This is a genomic window from Polaromonas sp., from assembly GCF_036676035.1.
Classification (GTDB): Bacteria; Pseudomonadota; Gammaproteobacteria; order Burkholderiales; family Burkholderiaceae_C; genus Polaromonas.
This window is the reverse complement of sequence record NZ_JAKFDR010000123.1, coordinates 25,847-41,155: the sequence shown is the minus strand read 5'-3', so window position 1 is coordinate 41,155 and position 15,309 is coordinate 25,847. Positions and strand designations below refer to the sequence as shown.

The 15,309-nt window shown below is 64.3% G+C and carries 15 protein-coding genes; 7 read left to right on the top strand and 8 right to left on the bottom strand.

Annotated elements, in window-relative coordinates; translation table 11 throughout:
* Positions 1-11 precede the first annotated feature (11 nt).
* Genes dalD through xylB form a run of 4 tightly spaced genes read left to right on the top strand, consistent with a single transcriptional unit; the run spans position 12 to position 4,677 of the window.
* The gene (dalD, locus tag V6M61_RS19340) at positions 12-1,427 is read left to right on the top strand and encodes a D-arabinitol 4-dehydrogenase (RefSeq protein ID WP_332778228.1); all 1,416 of its coding nucleotides are present in this window, start codon (positions 12-14) and stop codon (positions 1,425-1,427) included.
* Positions 1,424-2,206, top strand: a complete 783-nt coding sequence (locus V6M61_RS19335; protein WP_332778227.1) for an L-iditol 2-dehydrogenase — start codon at positions 1,424-1,426, stop codon at positions 2,204-2,206. Before dalD ends, V6M61_RS19335 begins: the two co-directional genes overlap by 4 nt.
* A 35-nt stretch (positions 2,207-2,241) precedes the next feature.
* Positions 2,242-3,177, top strand: coding sequence for an AraC family transcriptional regulator (locus tag V6M61_RS19330; protein ID WP_332778279.1), 936 nt, complete (start codon positions 2,242-2,244; stop codon positions 3,175-3,177).
* A gap of 15 nt (positions 3,178-3,192) precedes the next feature.
* Positions 3,193-4,677, top strand: coding sequence for a xylulokinase (xylB, locus tag V6M61_RS19325; RefSeq protein ID WP_332778226.1), 1,485 nt, complete (start codon positions 3,193-3,195; stop codon positions 4,675-4,677).
* Between the two features lie 8 nt (positions 4,678-4,685).
* Here xylB and folK read toward each other — a convergent pair whose 3' ends face one another.
* The 5 genes from folK to V6M61_RS19300 all read right to left on the bottom strand — a co-directional run bounded on the left by folK (position 4,686) and on the right by V6M61_RS19300 (position 9,370).
* Positions 4,686-5,186: a 2-amino-4-hydroxy-6-hydroxymethyldihydropteridine diphosphokinase gene (gene folK / locus V6M61_RS19320; RefSeq protein WP_332778225.1), complete on the bottom strand. Its 501-nt coding sequence runs from the start codon at positions 5,184-5,186 to the stop codon at positions 4,686-4,688.
* A gap of 11 nt (positions 5,187-5,197) precedes the next feature.
* Positions 5,198-6,823 carry a polynucleotide adenylyltransferase PcnB gene (pcnB, locus tag V6M61_RS19315; RefSeq protein ID WP_332778224.1) on the bottom strand — a complete coding sequence of 542 codons (1,626 nt, stop codon included), beginning with the start codon at positions 6,821-6,823 and terminating at the stop codon, positions 5,198-5,200.
* A 63-nt stretch (positions 6,824-6,886) separates the two neighbouring features.
* Entirely contained in the window at positions 6,887-7,561 is a 675-nt protein-coding gene (locus tag V6M61_RS19310; RefSeq protein WP_332778223.1) for an HAD family hydrolase, read from the bottom strand.
* A gap of 11 nt (positions 7,562-7,572) precedes the next feature.
* Entirely contained in the window at positions 7,573-8,259 is a 687-nt protein-coding gene (gene hda, locus V6M61_RS19305; RefSeq protein WP_332778222.1) for a DnaA regulatory inactivator Hda, read from the bottom strand.
* Positions 8,260-8,299: 40 nt separating this feature from the next.
* Complete coding sequence (locus V6M61_RS19300; RefSeq protein WP_332778221.1) at positions 8,300-9,370, bottom strand: AI-2E family transporter; 1,071 nt, start codon at positions 9,368-9,370, stop codon at positions 8,300-8,302.
* 145 nt (positions 9,371-9,515) lie between these two features.
* On the opposite strand from V6M61_RS19300, the gene purM reads away from it, so the two are divergent.
* The 3 genes from purM (at position 9,516) to V6M61_RS19285 (ending at position 12,840) form a co-directional block, all read left to right on the top strand.
* Complete coding sequence (gene purM / locus V6M61_RS19295) at positions 9,516-10,547, top strand: phosphoribosylformylglycinamidine cyclo-ligase (protein WP_332778220.1); 1,032 nt, start codon at positions 9,516-9,518, stop codon at positions 10,545-10,547.
* 48 nt (positions 10,548-10,595) lie between these two features.
* Entirely contained in the window at positions 10,596-11,786 is a 1,191-nt protein-coding gene (locus tag V6M61_RS19290) for an MFS transporter (protein ID WP_332778219.1), read from the top strand.
* A 127-nt stretch (positions 11,787-11,913) separates the two neighbouring features.
* Entirely contained in the window at positions 11,914-12,840 is a 927-nt protein-coding gene (locus tag V6M61_RS19285; protein WP_332778218.1) for a ParA family protein, read from the top strand.
* Between the two features lie 21 nt (positions 12,841-12,861).
* Here V6M61_RS19285 and V6M61_RS19280 read toward each other — a convergent pair whose 3' ends face one another.
* The 3 genes from V6M61_RS19280 to V6M61_RS19270 all read right to left on the bottom strand — a co-directional run bounded on the left by V6M61_RS19280 (position 12,862) and on the right by V6M61_RS19270 (position 15,235).
* Positions 12,862-13,818: a PA2778 family cysteine peptidase gene (locus V6M61_RS19280; protein ID WP_332778217.1), complete on the bottom strand. Its 957-nt coding sequence runs from the start codon at positions 13,816-13,818 to the stop codon at positions 12,862-12,864.
* Positions 13,815-14,201 carry a PA2779 family protein gene (locus tag V6M61_RS19275; protein ID WP_332778216.1) on the bottom strand — a complete coding sequence of 129 codons (387 nt, stop codon included), beginning with the start codon at positions 14,199-14,201 and terminating at the stop codon, positions 13,815-13,817. The genes V6M61_RS19280 and V6M61_RS19275 overlap by 4 nt, the downstream gene beginning before the upstream one ends.
* Before the next feature lie 185 nt (positions 14,202-14,386).
* Positions 14,387-15,235, bottom strand: coding sequence for a SirB1 family protein (locus V6M61_RS19270; RefSeq protein WP_332778215.1), 849 nt, complete (start codon positions 15,233-15,235; stop codon positions 14,387-14,389).
* Positions 15,236-15,309: the final 74 nt, after the last annotated feature.

The following is a 15,309-nucleotide window of genomic DNA, read 5'->3' as shown; positions in this document are numbered from 1 at the left end:
AATTTGTCGTCATGCCGCGCTCCGCAAATTCCCCCCTCGTGATGCTGCATCTCGGGCTGGGCTCCTTCCACCGGGCACACCAGGCCGTGTACCTGCACGAATTGATTCAAACTGGCGACACCCGCTGGGTGCTGGCGGGCGGCAGCATCCGCCCGGACATGACGGACACCATCGCCGCCCTGCAAGCCCAGGGCGGGGCCTACACGCTGGAAACCGTGACCCCGGCGCAGGTGCGCAGCTACCAGCGCATCGAGTCGATCAAAACCATCGTGCCCTACGATGCGGCGCTGTCGGGCCTGGTGACGCTGGGCGCCGACGCCCACACCCGCATCATTTCGTTTACCGTCACCGAGGCGGGCTACTACCTGGACGCCCAGGACCGGCTGGACCTGAATTTCGACGACCTCAGGGCCGACGTCATTGCCGCAGGCAAGGGCCAGCCGGGCAGCACGATTTATGGCGCGCTCACGGCCATTCTTCGCCAGCGCATGCACCAGCAGGCAGGCCCTGTGACACTGCTGAACTGCGACAACCTGCGCCACAACGGCGACCGGGTGCGCAGCGGCCTGCTGCAATTTATCGGGCTGCTGCCCGATTCATCCGACAAGGCCGGGCTGCTGCAGTGGATTACGGCCAACACCAGCTGCCCCAACGCCATGGTGGACCGGATCACGCCGCGCCCCACGCTCGATGTCGCCGAGCGCGTACTGGCCGTCACCGGGCGGGTGGATGCCGCCGCCGTCATGGGCGAGAGCTTTATTCAGTGGGTGATTGAAGATAACTTTGTGAATGGCCGGCCGGCTTGGGAACGCGTTGGCGTTGAAATGGTGGCGTCTGTGGCGGCATACGAAGAAGCCAAGATTCGCCTGCTCAACGCCACCCACAGCTGCATTGCCTGGGCCGGCACACTGGCCGGGTATTTCTACATTCACGAGGGAACCCAAGACCCGGTGATTCGCCAGTTTGCGTATGACTATGTCACCGATGACGTGATTCCCGTGCTCTCACCCAGCCCGCTGGATCTGGCGAAATACCGCGACGTGGTGCTGGACCGCTTCAGCAACCCGGCACTGAAAGACACCAACCAGCGGGTGGCGATGGACGGGTTTTCCAAGATTCCCGGCTTCATCGCCGCCACCTTCCGCGAGCGGCTGGCACGCGGTGAGGGCATTGACAGCGTGGCCATGCTGCCGGCGCTGTTTCTGGCCTACCTGCAGCGCTGGCACCGCGGACAAATCCCCTACACCTACCAGGACCAGGCCATGGACCCGGCAGTGGCCCACGCCATCTGCGAAGCCGCTGATCCGGTGGCGGCCTTCTGCGCTGATGTGCCCCTGTGGGGCGACCTGGCGGGTGATGCGCGACTGGTGAACGCGGTGCGCCGCGCCAGCGCACGGGTAACTCTTTTTGAAAAGGAACAACTATGAGTGGACGCTTGAACAACAAACATGTGCTGTTGACCGGCGCGGGCGGCGGCATTGGGCTGGCCGTGGCGCTGGCGTATCTGGCGCAGGGCGCACGCTGCACGGTGGCAGACCGCAGCGAGCAGCCACCGCCCGAATTGGCCGGGGCCGACATGGCTGACCGCGTGCATTACGCGGCCACCGATGTGACGCAGATGGCGCAGATTGACGCCCTGCTGGACGCCGCCGAGCAACGCTTCGGTCCGGTGCAGGTGCTGTTCAACAACGCCGCCCTGTTTGACATGGCCCCGCTGCTGGAGAGCCACGAGACCATGTTCGACAACCTGTTTGCGGTCAACGTCAAGGGCATGTTCTTCGTCATGCAAAAGACGCTGGCACGCATGGTGGCGCATGGCGTGGCGGGCGGTGCGGTGATCAACATGGCGTCGCAGGCAGGCCGCCGCGGCGAGGCCCTGGTGTCCCACTACTGCGCCACCAAGGCCGCCGTCATCAGCTACACCCAAAGTGCGGCGCTGGCCATGGCACCGCACCGCATCCGCGTCAACGCCATTTCGCCCGGTGTGATTGACACGCCCATGTGGCAGCATGTGGATGCGCTGTTCGCCCGCTACGAAAACCTGCCCCTGGGCGAGAAGAAAAAGCGGGTTGGCGAGGCGGTGCCGCTGGGCTATATGGGCGCACCGTCCGACATCGCGGGCGCAGCGGTTTTTCTGGCCAGCGACGAGGCCTCCTACATCACCGCACAGACGCTCAATGTAGACGGCGGCGCCGTGATGAGCTAGGCTTGATATCCGAACCATTGACCGGCACCGTCACCATGCCTGCGCGCCACCGAACGCTCCCCCGCCAGCGCCTGCCCGAGCTGGAGCACGACTACTCACGCAGCCCGTCGCTGGGCTATGAGTCGCCCAGAAACGAGGGACTGATTCACTGCCTGGAGCATGGTTTTCCCACGCCCCTGGCGCGCTGGCACTACCACGACGAGTACGAACTGCACCTGATCGTCGCCACCTCGGGCAAGGCCTTTGTCGGCGACTACATCGGCTCGTTCCAGCCCGGCCATCTGGTGCTGACCGGGCCGCGCCTGCCGCACAACTGGATTTCGCTGGACCTGCCCGAAGGGGGCATCGCGCAACGCGATCTGGTGATTCAGTTTCCCCACGAGCCGATCGCGCAGGCAGCGGTGCACATCCGTGAACTCGAAGAGGTGCTGCCCTTGCTGGAGCGTGCACGCAATGGCATCGAGTTTTTCGGTCTGTCAGACCGGGCCACCGCGCAATGGCACAGGATCAAGGCGGCCCGCGGACTCGCGCGCTTTGCCGCGTTCTGCGATTTTCTGAGTGAACTGGCGCGCTGGCCTGACTACCGGCTGCTGTCAAATGCCCAACTGCAAAGCGTGGACAACGACGCACAACTCGACCAGATTGATGGCATCGTGAGCCGCATCACCGACAACCTGACCCAGACGCCGTCTGCCGCCGAACTGGCCGCCGAGCTGGGCATGAGCGAAAGCCGCTTTTCGCGATTTTTTCGCCGCGCCACCGGCAACACCTTCACCGATTTTGTGAACCAGGTGCGCGTCAATCGCGCCTGCCAGTTGCTGATGGAGTCTGACCGTTACATCACCGACATTTGCTACGAAGTGGGTTTCAACAACGTGGCCAACTTCAACCGGCGCTTTCTGGATGTCAAGGGCATGACGCCCAGCGAATTCCGTCGGCAGGTGGATACCCGCTTTGGCATCCGGCACTGAGCGCAGCAACACCCCATGTACCTCGGTATTGATTTAGGCACCTCAAGTGTCAAGGTTCTTGTGCTTGATGCGCAGCATGCCGTGCTGGCCGTGGCCGACGCCGCACTCGATATTTCGCGGCCGCAGCCACTGTGGAGCGAGCAGGACCCGCAAGCCTGGTGGAGCGCGCTGGACCAGGCCATGCAGCAGCTGCGAAGCCAGGTACCGCGGGCGCTGAGCCAGGTGCGCGCCGTGGGCCTGTCGGGCCAGATGCATGGTGCCGTGGTGCTGGGCGAGCGCAGGCAGGTGCTGCGCCCCGCCATTTTGTGGAACGACTGCCGCGCCTCGGCGCAATGCACGGCGCTGGAGGCCGCCGTGCCGCAGTCGCGCCAGATCACCGGCAACCTGGCAATGCCCGGTTTCACCGCCCCAAAACTGCTGTGGCTGCGCCAGCACGAGCCCGAGGTGTTTGCACAAACCCGCCTGGTGCTGCTGCCCAAAGACTGGCTGCGCCTGAAGCTGACGGGTGAGGCGGTCAGCGACATGTCCGACGCGTCTGGCACGCTGTGGCTTGACACCGGCGCGCGTTGCTGGAGCGCAGAGATGCTGGCCGCTTGCGGGCTGAGCGAGCAGCACATGCCGCGCCTGGTGGAAGGCACCGGGGCCAGCGGCCAGCTACTCGCCGACGTGGCCAGGGCATGGGGTTTGCCCGCCGGCGTGACGGTTGCAGGCGGCGCTGGCGACAACGCCGCCACGGCCGTCGGCGTGGGTGCCGTGCGGCCAGGCCAGGGCTTTGTGTCACTGGGGACGTCCGGTGTCATCTTTTTGGCCACCGATTCGTTTCGGCCCCAACCAGAAACCGCCGTCCACGCCTTCGCACACGCCCTGCCCCAGCGCTGGCATCACATGTCCGTCATGCTGAGTGCGGCCAGCGCCTTTGGCTGGGTCACACGCCTGACGCAGCGTTCAAGCGAAGCCGCACTGGCCCATGAAGCCTCACTGCTGAGCCTGTCAGCACGCGAGCAGGCCCCGATTTTTCTGCCCTACCTCTGCGGTGAGCGCACACCCCACAACGACGCCCACGCGAGCGGCACCTTTATCGGCCTGCGGCCCAAGCACGATGCACCCGACCTGGCCTATGCCGTGATGGAGGGCGTGACATTTGGCTTGATGGACGGCCTGAACGCCATGCAGGGGCGCAAACCAGGCAGTGAAGCCCTGGCGCTGGTAGGCGGCGGTGCGCGCAGCAATAGGTGGGGACAAATGATTGCGTCGGGCCTGGGGCGTCCCCTGACCCGCGACGAGGGCGCGCAGGCGGCTGCGGCGCTGGGCGCGGCCCGGCTGGGCTGGATGGCCGACGGCGGCACTGAAGAAGAGGTCTGCCTTGCGCCAAAAGACACCGCCCATTTCGAGCCCAATGCGCCCGAAGCCTCACTGCTGCAGGAGCGCTATCAAAAATTCAGGACACTGTACCCGGCGCTTCAGCCTTACTTCTTTGGCGCTCAAAAAGAGGCCGCCTGAAGCCGCCCTTACAACACCCCGGCAAGCCGCTCAATGCCTTGGTGCGCCACGGCACTCAGCTGTTCGGCACTGACTCTGTCGGCTGCAATTTCAGCCAGCGGCACCAGCACAAACGCGCGCTGCATCATGCGCGGGTGCGGCACCGTCAGGCGTTCTGAATCAATGCGGGCGCTGCCGTAGAGCAGCAAGTCCAGGTCCAGCGTGCGCGGCGCGTTGCGGTAAGGCCTTTCGCGCCCGGCCTGCTGTTCCAGCTGCTGCAGCTGCGCCAGCAGCAGAGGTGCCGGCAAGCCGGTTTCCAGCGCCACCACCGCATTGAGGTAATCGGCGCCCGGGGCCTGGCTCTCCTGGGCCGAATCGGTGTCCAGCGGCGCCGTTTTGTACAGACTGGAGCATTGGCGCACCTGTGTGAGCGGCAGGTGCTTCATCGCCTCAATGGCCTGGCGGATGGCGGCACCGGCATCACCCAGATTGGCACCGAGGGCAACGTAGGCTGTGACCCGGCTGGCCATGGCTTCCGGACTCAAGTATCAGAGACGGCGCCGGGCGATGAATGGCCTGCCGCGCTGGCCGTGCCGTCGACATTGCCCCGGTTTGCCGGCTTGCGGCGGCGCCGGCGCTTTTTGGCTGGTGCTGGTTCGCCGGACTCTGGGGACGGTGCAGGAAAATCATCTTCGGCAGCGCGATGGGCATGGGTGGTGGAGGGGCTGCCCGCATCGGCATCCTGCCGCTTCACACGCACTCTGGGGTGCTGCGGTTTTTGCAGCTGCTCCTGGCGGGCCTGCTCGATCATGTCGTGCCGCTCGTCATCGTAGGCGGTGCTGAACTTCTCCCACCATTCGGCCAGCGAGGCGTCGATCTCGCCGGTCTGCGCGCGCAGGCGCAGGAAGTCAAAGCCGGCCCGAAAGCGCGGCTGCTCCAGCAAAGAGTAGGGCGAGCTGCCCACGCGCTTTTCAAAGCGCGGCTGCATCATCCAGATCTCGCGCATGTCGGTGCCCAGTTTGCCGCGGCCCGACACATCGCCAATCCTGGCGTTGAAGGCATCGTCAATCGCATCCTGCAGCGCCGGCATGGCGTGCTCGCCGTGCTTGCGGCGCCGGGCCCAGCCGCTGCGCACATCGTCCCACAGCACACAGGACAGCAGGAAGCTGGGCGCTACCGGCTTGCCCTCGCCCACGCGGCGGTCGGTGTCCTGCAGCGCCAGTTTCAGGAAGGGTTGATCGGCCATCTCGACCACCACGTCCAGCAGCGGGTAAATGCCGGTGCCCAGGCCCAGGCCTTTGAGCTGCTCAATGCTGTCCAGCGCATGGCCGGTCTGCAGCAGCTTGAGCATCTCGTCAAACAGGCGCGACTGCGGCACATCGGCCAACAGGCCCTTCATTTCGCGCAGCGGCGCGGCGGTCTTGTCTTCAAACTTGAAGCCCAGGCCGCTGAGCTTGGCGGCAAAGCGAACCGCACGGATGATGCGCACCGGGTCTTCGCGGTAACGCACGGCCGGGTTGCCAATCATGCGCAAAATGCGTTTTTTGGCATCGCGGATGCCGTGGTGGTAATCAACCACGATCTGCGTTTCGGGGTCGTAGTACATGGCGTTGATGGTGAAATCCCGGCGTGCCGCGTCTTCTTCCAGCGGGCCCCAGACGTTGTCGCGCAGCACCCGGCCCGACGCATCCACGGCATGCTTCATGCCGGCCAGCTCGCTCTTGCTGGTCCGCTCGTTGCCGCCTACCTGCTCGGCCTGGCTGCTGTCCAGGTGCGCACGGAAGGTCGACACTTCAATGACTTCATACTCGCGGCCACGGCCGTAGATCACGTGAACGATGCGAAAGCGCCGCCCAATGATGAAGGCGCGGCGAAACAGGCTTTTGACCTGCTCGGGCGTGGCATCGGTGGCCACATCGAAGTCTTTGGGGCGCAAGCCCACCAGCAGGTCGCGCACCGCGCCGCCCACGATGTAGGCTTCAAAGCCGGCCTGTTTGAGCGTGCGCACCACGTCCATGGCGCGGTCATCGACCAGCTGGGGATCGATGCCGTGCTCTTTGGGGCCGACGTCCTGGCGTTGGCCGAAAGGTGATTTTTTGACCCGTTTGGCGCCAAAGTCCGTGCTGGCGGACTTGCCAAACAACTTATCGATGAATTTTTTGATCATGAAAACAGAAATTTTGCGGGGTAGCCCGTCGTTGCAAGGCGCAACTGGCGCGGCTCCTGCCAATTAGAACAGGTCAAGTATGCGCCATCCGCGCTCGGTCGCAATGGCGCGCAGGCGCTCATCCGGGTTGGTGGCCACCGGATGGCTCACTTTCTCCAGCAGCGCCAGATCATTGAGGGAATCGGTGTAAAACGTGGTTTCCACGTCGTCCCAGCTCAAGTTGCGGGCCGCCAGCCATTGTTCCATACGCGTGACCTTGCCCTCCCGGGCCGAAGGCGTGCCTTTGATTTCACCGGTCAGATTGCCCAGGGCGTCGCGCTCCAGCTCCACGGCGATCAGCTCCTTCACGCCAAAGGCCTCGGCAATCGGGCGGGTCACGAACTCATTGGTGGCCGTCACGATCACCAGTTCGTCGCCGGCCGCGCGGTGCTGCTGAACCAGTGCCAGGGCCTGCCCTGTGATGGTTTTTTGCACCACATCCCGCATAAAACGGTCGTGAGCAGCTATTGATTTGATAGCACCCTGTTCCCGGATGGCCTGCGTGGCAAAGCGCACGTAGTCATGGACATCGAGCGTGCCGGCACGGTACTGCGCGAAAAATTCGGCGTTGCGGCGCTTGAACTCGCTGGCATCGCACCAGCCCAGCGCAATGGTGAATTCGCCCCACTCGTAATCCGAGTCAATCGGGATCAGCGTGTGGTCAAGATCAAATAAAGCAATCTTTTTTGGAACGGTCATTTCGCAGTCACTTATTCACTTTCCAGCATGGATTTGATCAGCGGGATCGTGATGGCTCGCTTGGTTTGCAAGGCGTAGCCGTCGAGCTGGTCCAGCAGCTGCATCAGGCTGCCGAGGTCTCTTGAAAAACGGGTCAGCATGAAATCCATGGCCTCGTCGCTCAAAAACACGCCGCGCGCATCGGCTTCCTGGCGCAGCACGGCCCGGCGCTCGGGCTCGGTCAGCGCCTGCAGGGCAAACACATGGCCCCAACCCAGGCGGGTGCGCAGGTCCTCGCGCAGCGCCAGGTCGGCGGGCGGCACCTTGCCGGCGGCCAGCACCCAGCGCGGGCGACCGTCCGCAGAGCTCAGCGCATTGACAAACCAGTTGAAGGCCGCGTGCTGCTGCACGGCCGTGTACAGGTGGCAATCGTCCAGGATCACCGCGGCCCAGGCTTCGTTGAATTCGGGGGGCTCCAGCACCGAGGCGTCGAGCCAGCCCACCGACGCGCCCTGCTCGCGCAGCGCCTCGTTCACGGCCTTGAGCAAATGGGTTTTGCCGCTGCCTGCTTCGCCCCACAGGTAAGTGGGTACGGGCGAACGCAGCGTGTTGCCGGCCCACAGTTCGAGGTGCCTGAGCGCGGCCTCGTTGGGACCGGCAAAAAAATTCGAAAACGAAGGGACGGAAGCCAGCCCGATATCCAGCGCAATCTGTTTCATGCACGCTCGCTGTCTGTTTCACGTCTGCTCATGGGAGTCATCAGACCGTGTAAAGCCTGCTGGCCATGTAACTGACCTTGAGGCGGCGAATGGCGACCAGCAGCACGGCGCTGGCCGGCAACGCAACCAGCACGCCCACAAAGCCAAACATCTGGCCAAACGCCAGCAGGGCAAAAATCACCGCCAGCGGGTGCAGGCCAATCCGCTCACCCACCAGCCGCGGCGTCAGGACCAGGCTTTCCAGCAGCTGCCCCAGACCGTAGACCACCGCCACCATGACCAGGGCCTTGACCGAGGCAAACTGCAGCAGGCCCGCCAGCAGGGCCAGCAACAGGCCCAGGCCAAAGCCCACGTAAGGAATGAACATGGCCAGCCCGGTAAAAATGCCAATCGGCAAGGCCAGATCGAGCCTGAACAGCGCCAGCCCGATGGCGTAAAAAGCCGCCATGGCCAGCATCACCAGCAACTGGCCGTGCAGGTACTGGCCGAGCACGGAATCGGCTTCATCGGTAAAGCTGTCGTAGGCCGTGCGCAGGTGCGGCGGCACCAGCTCCAGGATGCGCGCCACAAACAGCTCCCAGTCCATCAGCAGGTAAAACAGGGCCACCGGAATCAGCACCGCATTGCCCACAATGGCCAGCGCCACGCTGCCGCCGAGCTTGAGGGACGACAACAGCGAGCCAAAAGCGTCCTCGAAGTTGGCATTGAGGTACTTGAGCACAAAGGCCTTGATGCTGGCGACATCGAGCGAGACATGGATGCCAAACTGCGCCAGCCAGGGCGTCAGCCCGGCATTGAGCCGGTCCGCCAGTACCGGCACCTGCTCGCGCATCAGCGGTATTTCCTTGGCCAGAATCGGCACGATGAGCAGCAGCAGGCTCAGCAGCAGCACCAGAAACAGGGTTTCGACCAGCAGCACGGCGATCACGCGCGGCAGCCGGCCCTGGCCCAGTGCGTCAAGCCTGTTGACCACGGGCGTCAGGGCGTAGGCCAGGACGGCCGCCACCACAAAAGGCGTGAGCACCGGCGCCAGCAGCCACAGCAACAGCAGCGCGAGGGCGGCGATGGCGCACCAGGTGGCAGCGCGTTTTTGGGTGGGAGTAAATTGCATACAGCCTGACAGGGGGTGACCCCTTAGAATCTTAGGCTGAATTCTATCGGGCTTGCATCCGTGCTCCAGACAGCGCCACGCAAGCCCGACAGAGATTTAGCGAACCCCCTACGACGGCAGCACAGCCCACCACAGCCCTGACACCATGACCACATCCCCACTTTCGTACAAAGACGCCGGCGTTGACATTGACGCCGGTGACGCCCTGGTTGAGCGCATCAAGCCATTGGCCAAGAAAACCATGCGCGAAGGCGTGCTGGCAGGTATTGGCGGCTTCGGCGCCCTGTTCGAGGTGCCCAAGCGCTACAAGGAACCGGTGCTGGTCAGCGGCACCGACGGCGTCGGCACCAAGCTGCGCCTGGCCTTTGAATGGAATATGCACGACACCGTGGGCATCGACCTGGTGGCCATGAGCGTCAACGACGTACTGGTGCAGGGTGCCGAACCGCTGTTTTTCCTGGACTACTTCGCCTGCGGCAAACTGCATGTGGACACCGCCGCCGCCGTGGTGGGCGGCATTGCCAAAGGCTGCGAACTCTCGGGTTGCGCCCTGATTGGCGGCGAAACCGCCGAGATGCCCGGCATGTACCCCGAGGGCGAGTACGACCTGGCCGGTTTTGCGGTGGGCGCGGTCGAAAAGTCCAAAATCCTGACGGGCAAGGAAGTCCAGCCCGGCGACGTGGTGCTGGGCCTGGCCAGCAGCGGCGTGCATTCCAATGGTTTTTCCCTGGTGCGCAAGTGTATTGAGCGCGCCGGCAACCAGCTGCCCGCCACGCTGGACGGCAAGCCCTTCAAAGAGGCGCTGATGGAGCCGACCCGCCTGTACGTCAAAAACGTGCTGGCCGCCCTGGCCCAGCACCCGATCAAGGCACTGGCCCATATCACGGGTGGCGGCCTGCTCGAAAACATCCCCCGCGTGCTGCCCGAAGGCACGGCCGCTCACCTCAAAAAGGGCAGTTGGCCGCAAACCGAACTGTTCGCCTGGCTGCAAAAAACGGCCGGCATCGACGATTACGAGATGAACCGCACCTTCAACAACGGCATCGGCATGGTGGTGGTGGTGGATGCGGCCAACGCCCAGGCCACCGCGCAAACCCTGCGCAGCGCCGGTGAGCAGGTTTATGAAATCGGCGTGATTGCCGCACGCGGCGATGGCGCTGCAGTCGTGGTCGGCTAAGCTGCCGCTGACCCGCTACTAGCCCACTAACCTGCGCTAACCAGCAGGATGCCTGATACCCCCAGCCCCTTGCGGCGCTTGCCGCCCGGCATCTGGGCACTGGGATTTGTCAGTCTCCTGATGGACATCTCCTCCGAGATGATCCACAGCCTGTTGCCCGTTTTCATGGTCACCGTACTGGGCACCAGCATGTGGGCTGTCGGCCTGATCGAAGGCGCCGCCGAAGCGACGGCCCTGATCGTCAAGGTGTTCTCGGGGGCTTTGAGCGACTACTGGGGCAAACGCAAGCCACTGGCGGTTCTGGGCTACGGCCTGGGCGCGCTGTCCAAACCGCTGTTTGCACTGGCCAGCAGCACAGGTTTCGTTCTTGCGGCGCGCCTGATGGACCGCGTGGGCAAAGGCATTCGCGGCGCGCCGCGCGATGCACTGGTTGCCGATCTGGCACCGCCTGACATGCGCGGTGCAGCGTTCGGGCTGCGCCAGTCGCTGGATACGGTGGGGGCATTCGTCGGCCCGCTGCTCGCCATGGGCCTGATGCTGCTGTGGACCAACGACTTTCGGGCCATCTTCTGGGTTGCCATCATTCCGGCCTCTCTGGCGGTGGCCCTGCTGGTGTTCGGCGTGCGGGAGCCCGAACGCCCCCAAGGCACCCTGCGCACCAACCCGATCAGCCGGAACAACCTCAGACGCCTGCGCGGCCCATACTGGTGGGTGGTGGCCATTGGCGCCGTATTCACACTGGCCCGCTTCAGCGAAGCCTTTTTGGTATTGCGTGCCGTTCAGGGCGGCCTGCCGCTGGCCTACACGCCACTGGTTCTAGTCGCTATGAATGTGATTTACGCCTTGGGTGCCTATCCTTTTGGCAGGCTGTCGGATGCCATGAGCCATACCCGGCTGCTGGGCTGGGGCCTGCTTGTCCTGATTGCAGCCGACGCGCTGCTGGCCTGGAGCAGCCACTGGGCCTGCGTCGGGGCGGGCATCCTGCTGTGGGGCCTGCACATGGCCATGACCCAGGGACTGCTGGCCACGATGGTGGCCGACACCGCACCCGCCGATCTGCGCGGCACGGCCTTCGGGGTTTTCAACCTGATGGGCGGCATCGCCCTGCTGCTGGCCAGCACCGTGGCCGGCATTTTGTGGGATCAACTGGGCGCACCGGTCACGTTTGCGGCAGGCGCCGTGTTCTGCGTGGCAACGCTGTTGCTGCTGTGGCGACGGCCGGGCGCCAACCCTTTTTAAATATCGCCCGGCCTTGCCGCTTGACGTTGCGCCGCTGCAAAATCCATAGCACCAAAGGCAATTCCTGCCTGGACTTTCACCGACTTTTGCTCCAAACTGCATCTTTTGTACCGTTTTGGAGCCATCAATGCCGGTCATCGCAGTCGTCAACCGCAAGGGAGGCAGTGGCAAAAGCACGCTGGCCGCGCACATTGCGGCGTGGTGCGCGCGCCAGGGCAGCTCGGTGATGCTGGGCGATGTGGACCGCCAGCAATCCGCGCGGGCCTGGCTGAAACGGCGCGATGCCGCCCTGCCGGTGATCGCCCCGTGGGCCGTGGACCAGAAAAACATGCTGCGCGTACCGACGGGCATCACGCATGTGGTGCTGGACACGCCGGGCGGCATGCACGGTTTTGAGCTGGCGCGTGTGGTGATGTTTGCCGACGTGCTGGTGATGCCGGTGTGCAGCTCGATATTTGACCGCGAAGCCGCGGCAGCCTGCCATGCCGAGTTGATGGCCCTGCCGCGTGTTGCCAGTGGCCGCTGCCGGCTTGCCACGGTGGGCATGCGCATCGATGGCCGCACCCATGCCGGGCTTGCCCTGCGCGAATGGTCGCAAGCCATCGGCCTGCCTTTTCTCGGCGCACTGCGCGAAACCCAGCTGTATGTGCGCAGCCTCGAAAAAGGCATGACGATTTTCGATTTGCCAGCGCACGCCGCAGCCACCGATCTGGCGCAGTGGGCGCCCATTGTGGAATGGTTCAAGCCGCTGCTATACCCGCCGCAAGCCGCCAACGATGCCCTGCCGCTGTCAGGCCCGGATGCTGCGGCGACCCGGATGCCCCAAGTCCTGCGGCCCCCCCAGGCCAATGAACCCCTGCCCACCCGCCTGGGCAGCCCGCGCCCCAGCAGCCTCATGCCGGCGCAGGAGTCCATGGTGCATGGGGGACGCTTGTCGGTCCACGGTGCGGGCCGAAGCACCGGGGCGGTGCTGGCATCCACCGCAAAACCCGCCATGACGCGCAAGCTCAATTCAGCGGATGGCTTGCAAATCCCCCAGTTTCTAAAACGCTAAAACGCGGAGCCTGACATCGCGCTAGAGTTTGGCGCGTATCTCTGTTTGCAGGTTGCGGTAGCGTTCCGCCCTGACACCGCCAATGGCCACGGCGCGGTCTATGGCCGAAGCGGCCTCACGGTACTTGCCCTGCTCCATCAAAACTTGCGCCAGGTTGTTCCAGGCGTCCGCAAAATCCGCATGCTGCCGGGTGGCCGCCAGGTAGGCGGACGCCGCGCGATCGAGCTGGCCCAGGGCATAAGCGGTGTTGCCCGCGCCCAGCAGGGCCGCGCGATGCTGGGGCCAGGCCTGCAGTGCCGCGGCGTAAGCGGCTTGGGCGGCGCGGGGCTGCACACGTTCCAGCGCCGCCGCCGACACCGCATACGCATCGGGCTGCGCCGTCGCGGGCAGCCGCGTGGGTGGCAGTGCCACCATGGCCCAGGAGTCACCGCGTGCCCAGGTGCGCTCAAAGGTAAACAGCGACATCTCCAGCCGCTCGGTGACGCCCGAGTGCAGCGTGATGGTGTTGTGGGAGCGGTCAAATCCGATCACCACGGCGTAATGCCACAGCGGTGAAAACGAAAACGCCAGATTCTGCAAAACGAGCACCGGGTTGCCCGCGGCCACTTCGCGCAGCAAGGCCTCCATGCGCGGGGCCAGCGGGTAGGCCAGCAGGCCCTGGCGCCGGCTGGCGGCCAGCAGCTCGACCTGCAGCGAGCCCTGGCGGCCCGGCAGATAGACCTGATCGGTCAGATCGTCGGGCAGCACCCGGACACCCGCAGCCTGCGCCACCATGGCCAGCGCCGCTGGGCCGCAGTGGTACTGCTCCTGGGGGAAGAACGGAACATTGTCAATCTGCGTGACCGCCGGCAAATCGGCCGGCCATTGCTGCGACAGCTGCGCGACCTGCGGCGTCGCACAGCCCGCCAGCCCCAGCAGGACGCAAACAAAAACCCCCGCGACAGCGGGGGTCCGAAGACACGACAGCAGTGGCTTCATCGAGCCGAGCGGGTGAACGGGAAAACCTTCGTCAGCCCCAGGATGTCGGTGACCAGCAGCACGAGAAACAAAACGAAGATAAAGCCCAGAATGCCGCCGGCTGGCGCCTGGTCGACGCGATCGGCCAGTTGCGCCACTTCGGCATCCGACATGGCCTTGACGCGGTCCGTCGCTGCCGCGCTGCTCACGCCCTGGGCTTCCAGTGCCGTGCGGACATCTTCACGGGCCAGAAAGGCCGCCACCTTGTCACGGTTGGCATCAGCCACCTCGCTCGACATGGCCTCGGTGGTTGTCACCACGCTGGCTTGCGCGGTCAGGGGCAAGCCCATCAGGGTGGTGCTGACGATCAGCACCGATGCAATTAAACGTTTGAATAGGTTCATGAGAAATCCCTCCGGTTGTAGTTAATAAGTCCCAATCAGCGCATCCAGGCGCACTGCGCAATTGGAATTTAGCCAGCGCCTCCACCGGCGTCAACGCAACTTACACAACGAAACATGGCACGCAGACCTTTTATCCTTGACACGAAAGGGACGAAAGGGGGTGCGGCGCAACGCCCATCAAACCTTCAGTTTCTCCGGCGCAACTCGGACACGCGTTCGGCAATCGCATCAATGTCCAACGCATCGTCGGCATGCGTCAGGTATTTTTCCAGGTCAGCCACGGCGCGGCTTGCTTCGCCTTGCGCCGCCCAGGCCAGGCCGCGGTCCCGGTATTCAGGCCAGGCTTCAGGCTGCAACACAATCAGGCGGTCCTGCACCGCAATCAGCCGCCCCCAGTCTTCCTGGGTTTTGTGGATTTCCTTGAGGTTGCGCAGCATGCGGCCAATGATCTCGCGCGGCGGCGCCGACTGCAGGTAAAGACCGATCGGCACCTCAAACTCGTCGACCAGCCCGCTGCGCTGCCTGAACGGCTCCAGCCGCTCGGCCAGCTCTTCACGGCTTAGCGACTGCCCGGTGAACGGGTCAATCACCACCTGGCCTTTGGGCAGGTTGACCTTCACCATGAAATGCCCCGGAAACGCCACGCCGCGTGCATTGAGGCCCAGACCCGCCGCCAGTTCCAGCCAGAGCACCGCCAGCGTGATGGGAATGCCGCGCCGGGTTTTGAGCACGGCGTTCAGGTAGCTGTTGTCCGGGTCGTAGTAGTCATTGACATTGCCGCCGAAACTTAAGTCCCGGAAGAAAAACTGGTTCAGCGCGCGCAACTTCTGCAGGGCCGGCGCGTCGGCCGGCAGGCGGCGCTTGAGGCGGGCCAGCAGTTGGTCGACATCGCCCAGCACCTGCTGCACGTCCAGCTCCGGATATTCGTCCTGGGCCAGGCTGACAGCCGCTTCCAGCAGCGGGAAATGCTCGTCGCTCTGCACCAGGCTGGAGAAATACTGCAACGGAGACGGGACGGCTAAATTCAGTTCCATGGCCCTACTTTCTCACAAACTGGCGCCTCATGTCACTTCAAGATTCACGCCAGACACACCCCAACTCCGCCGGG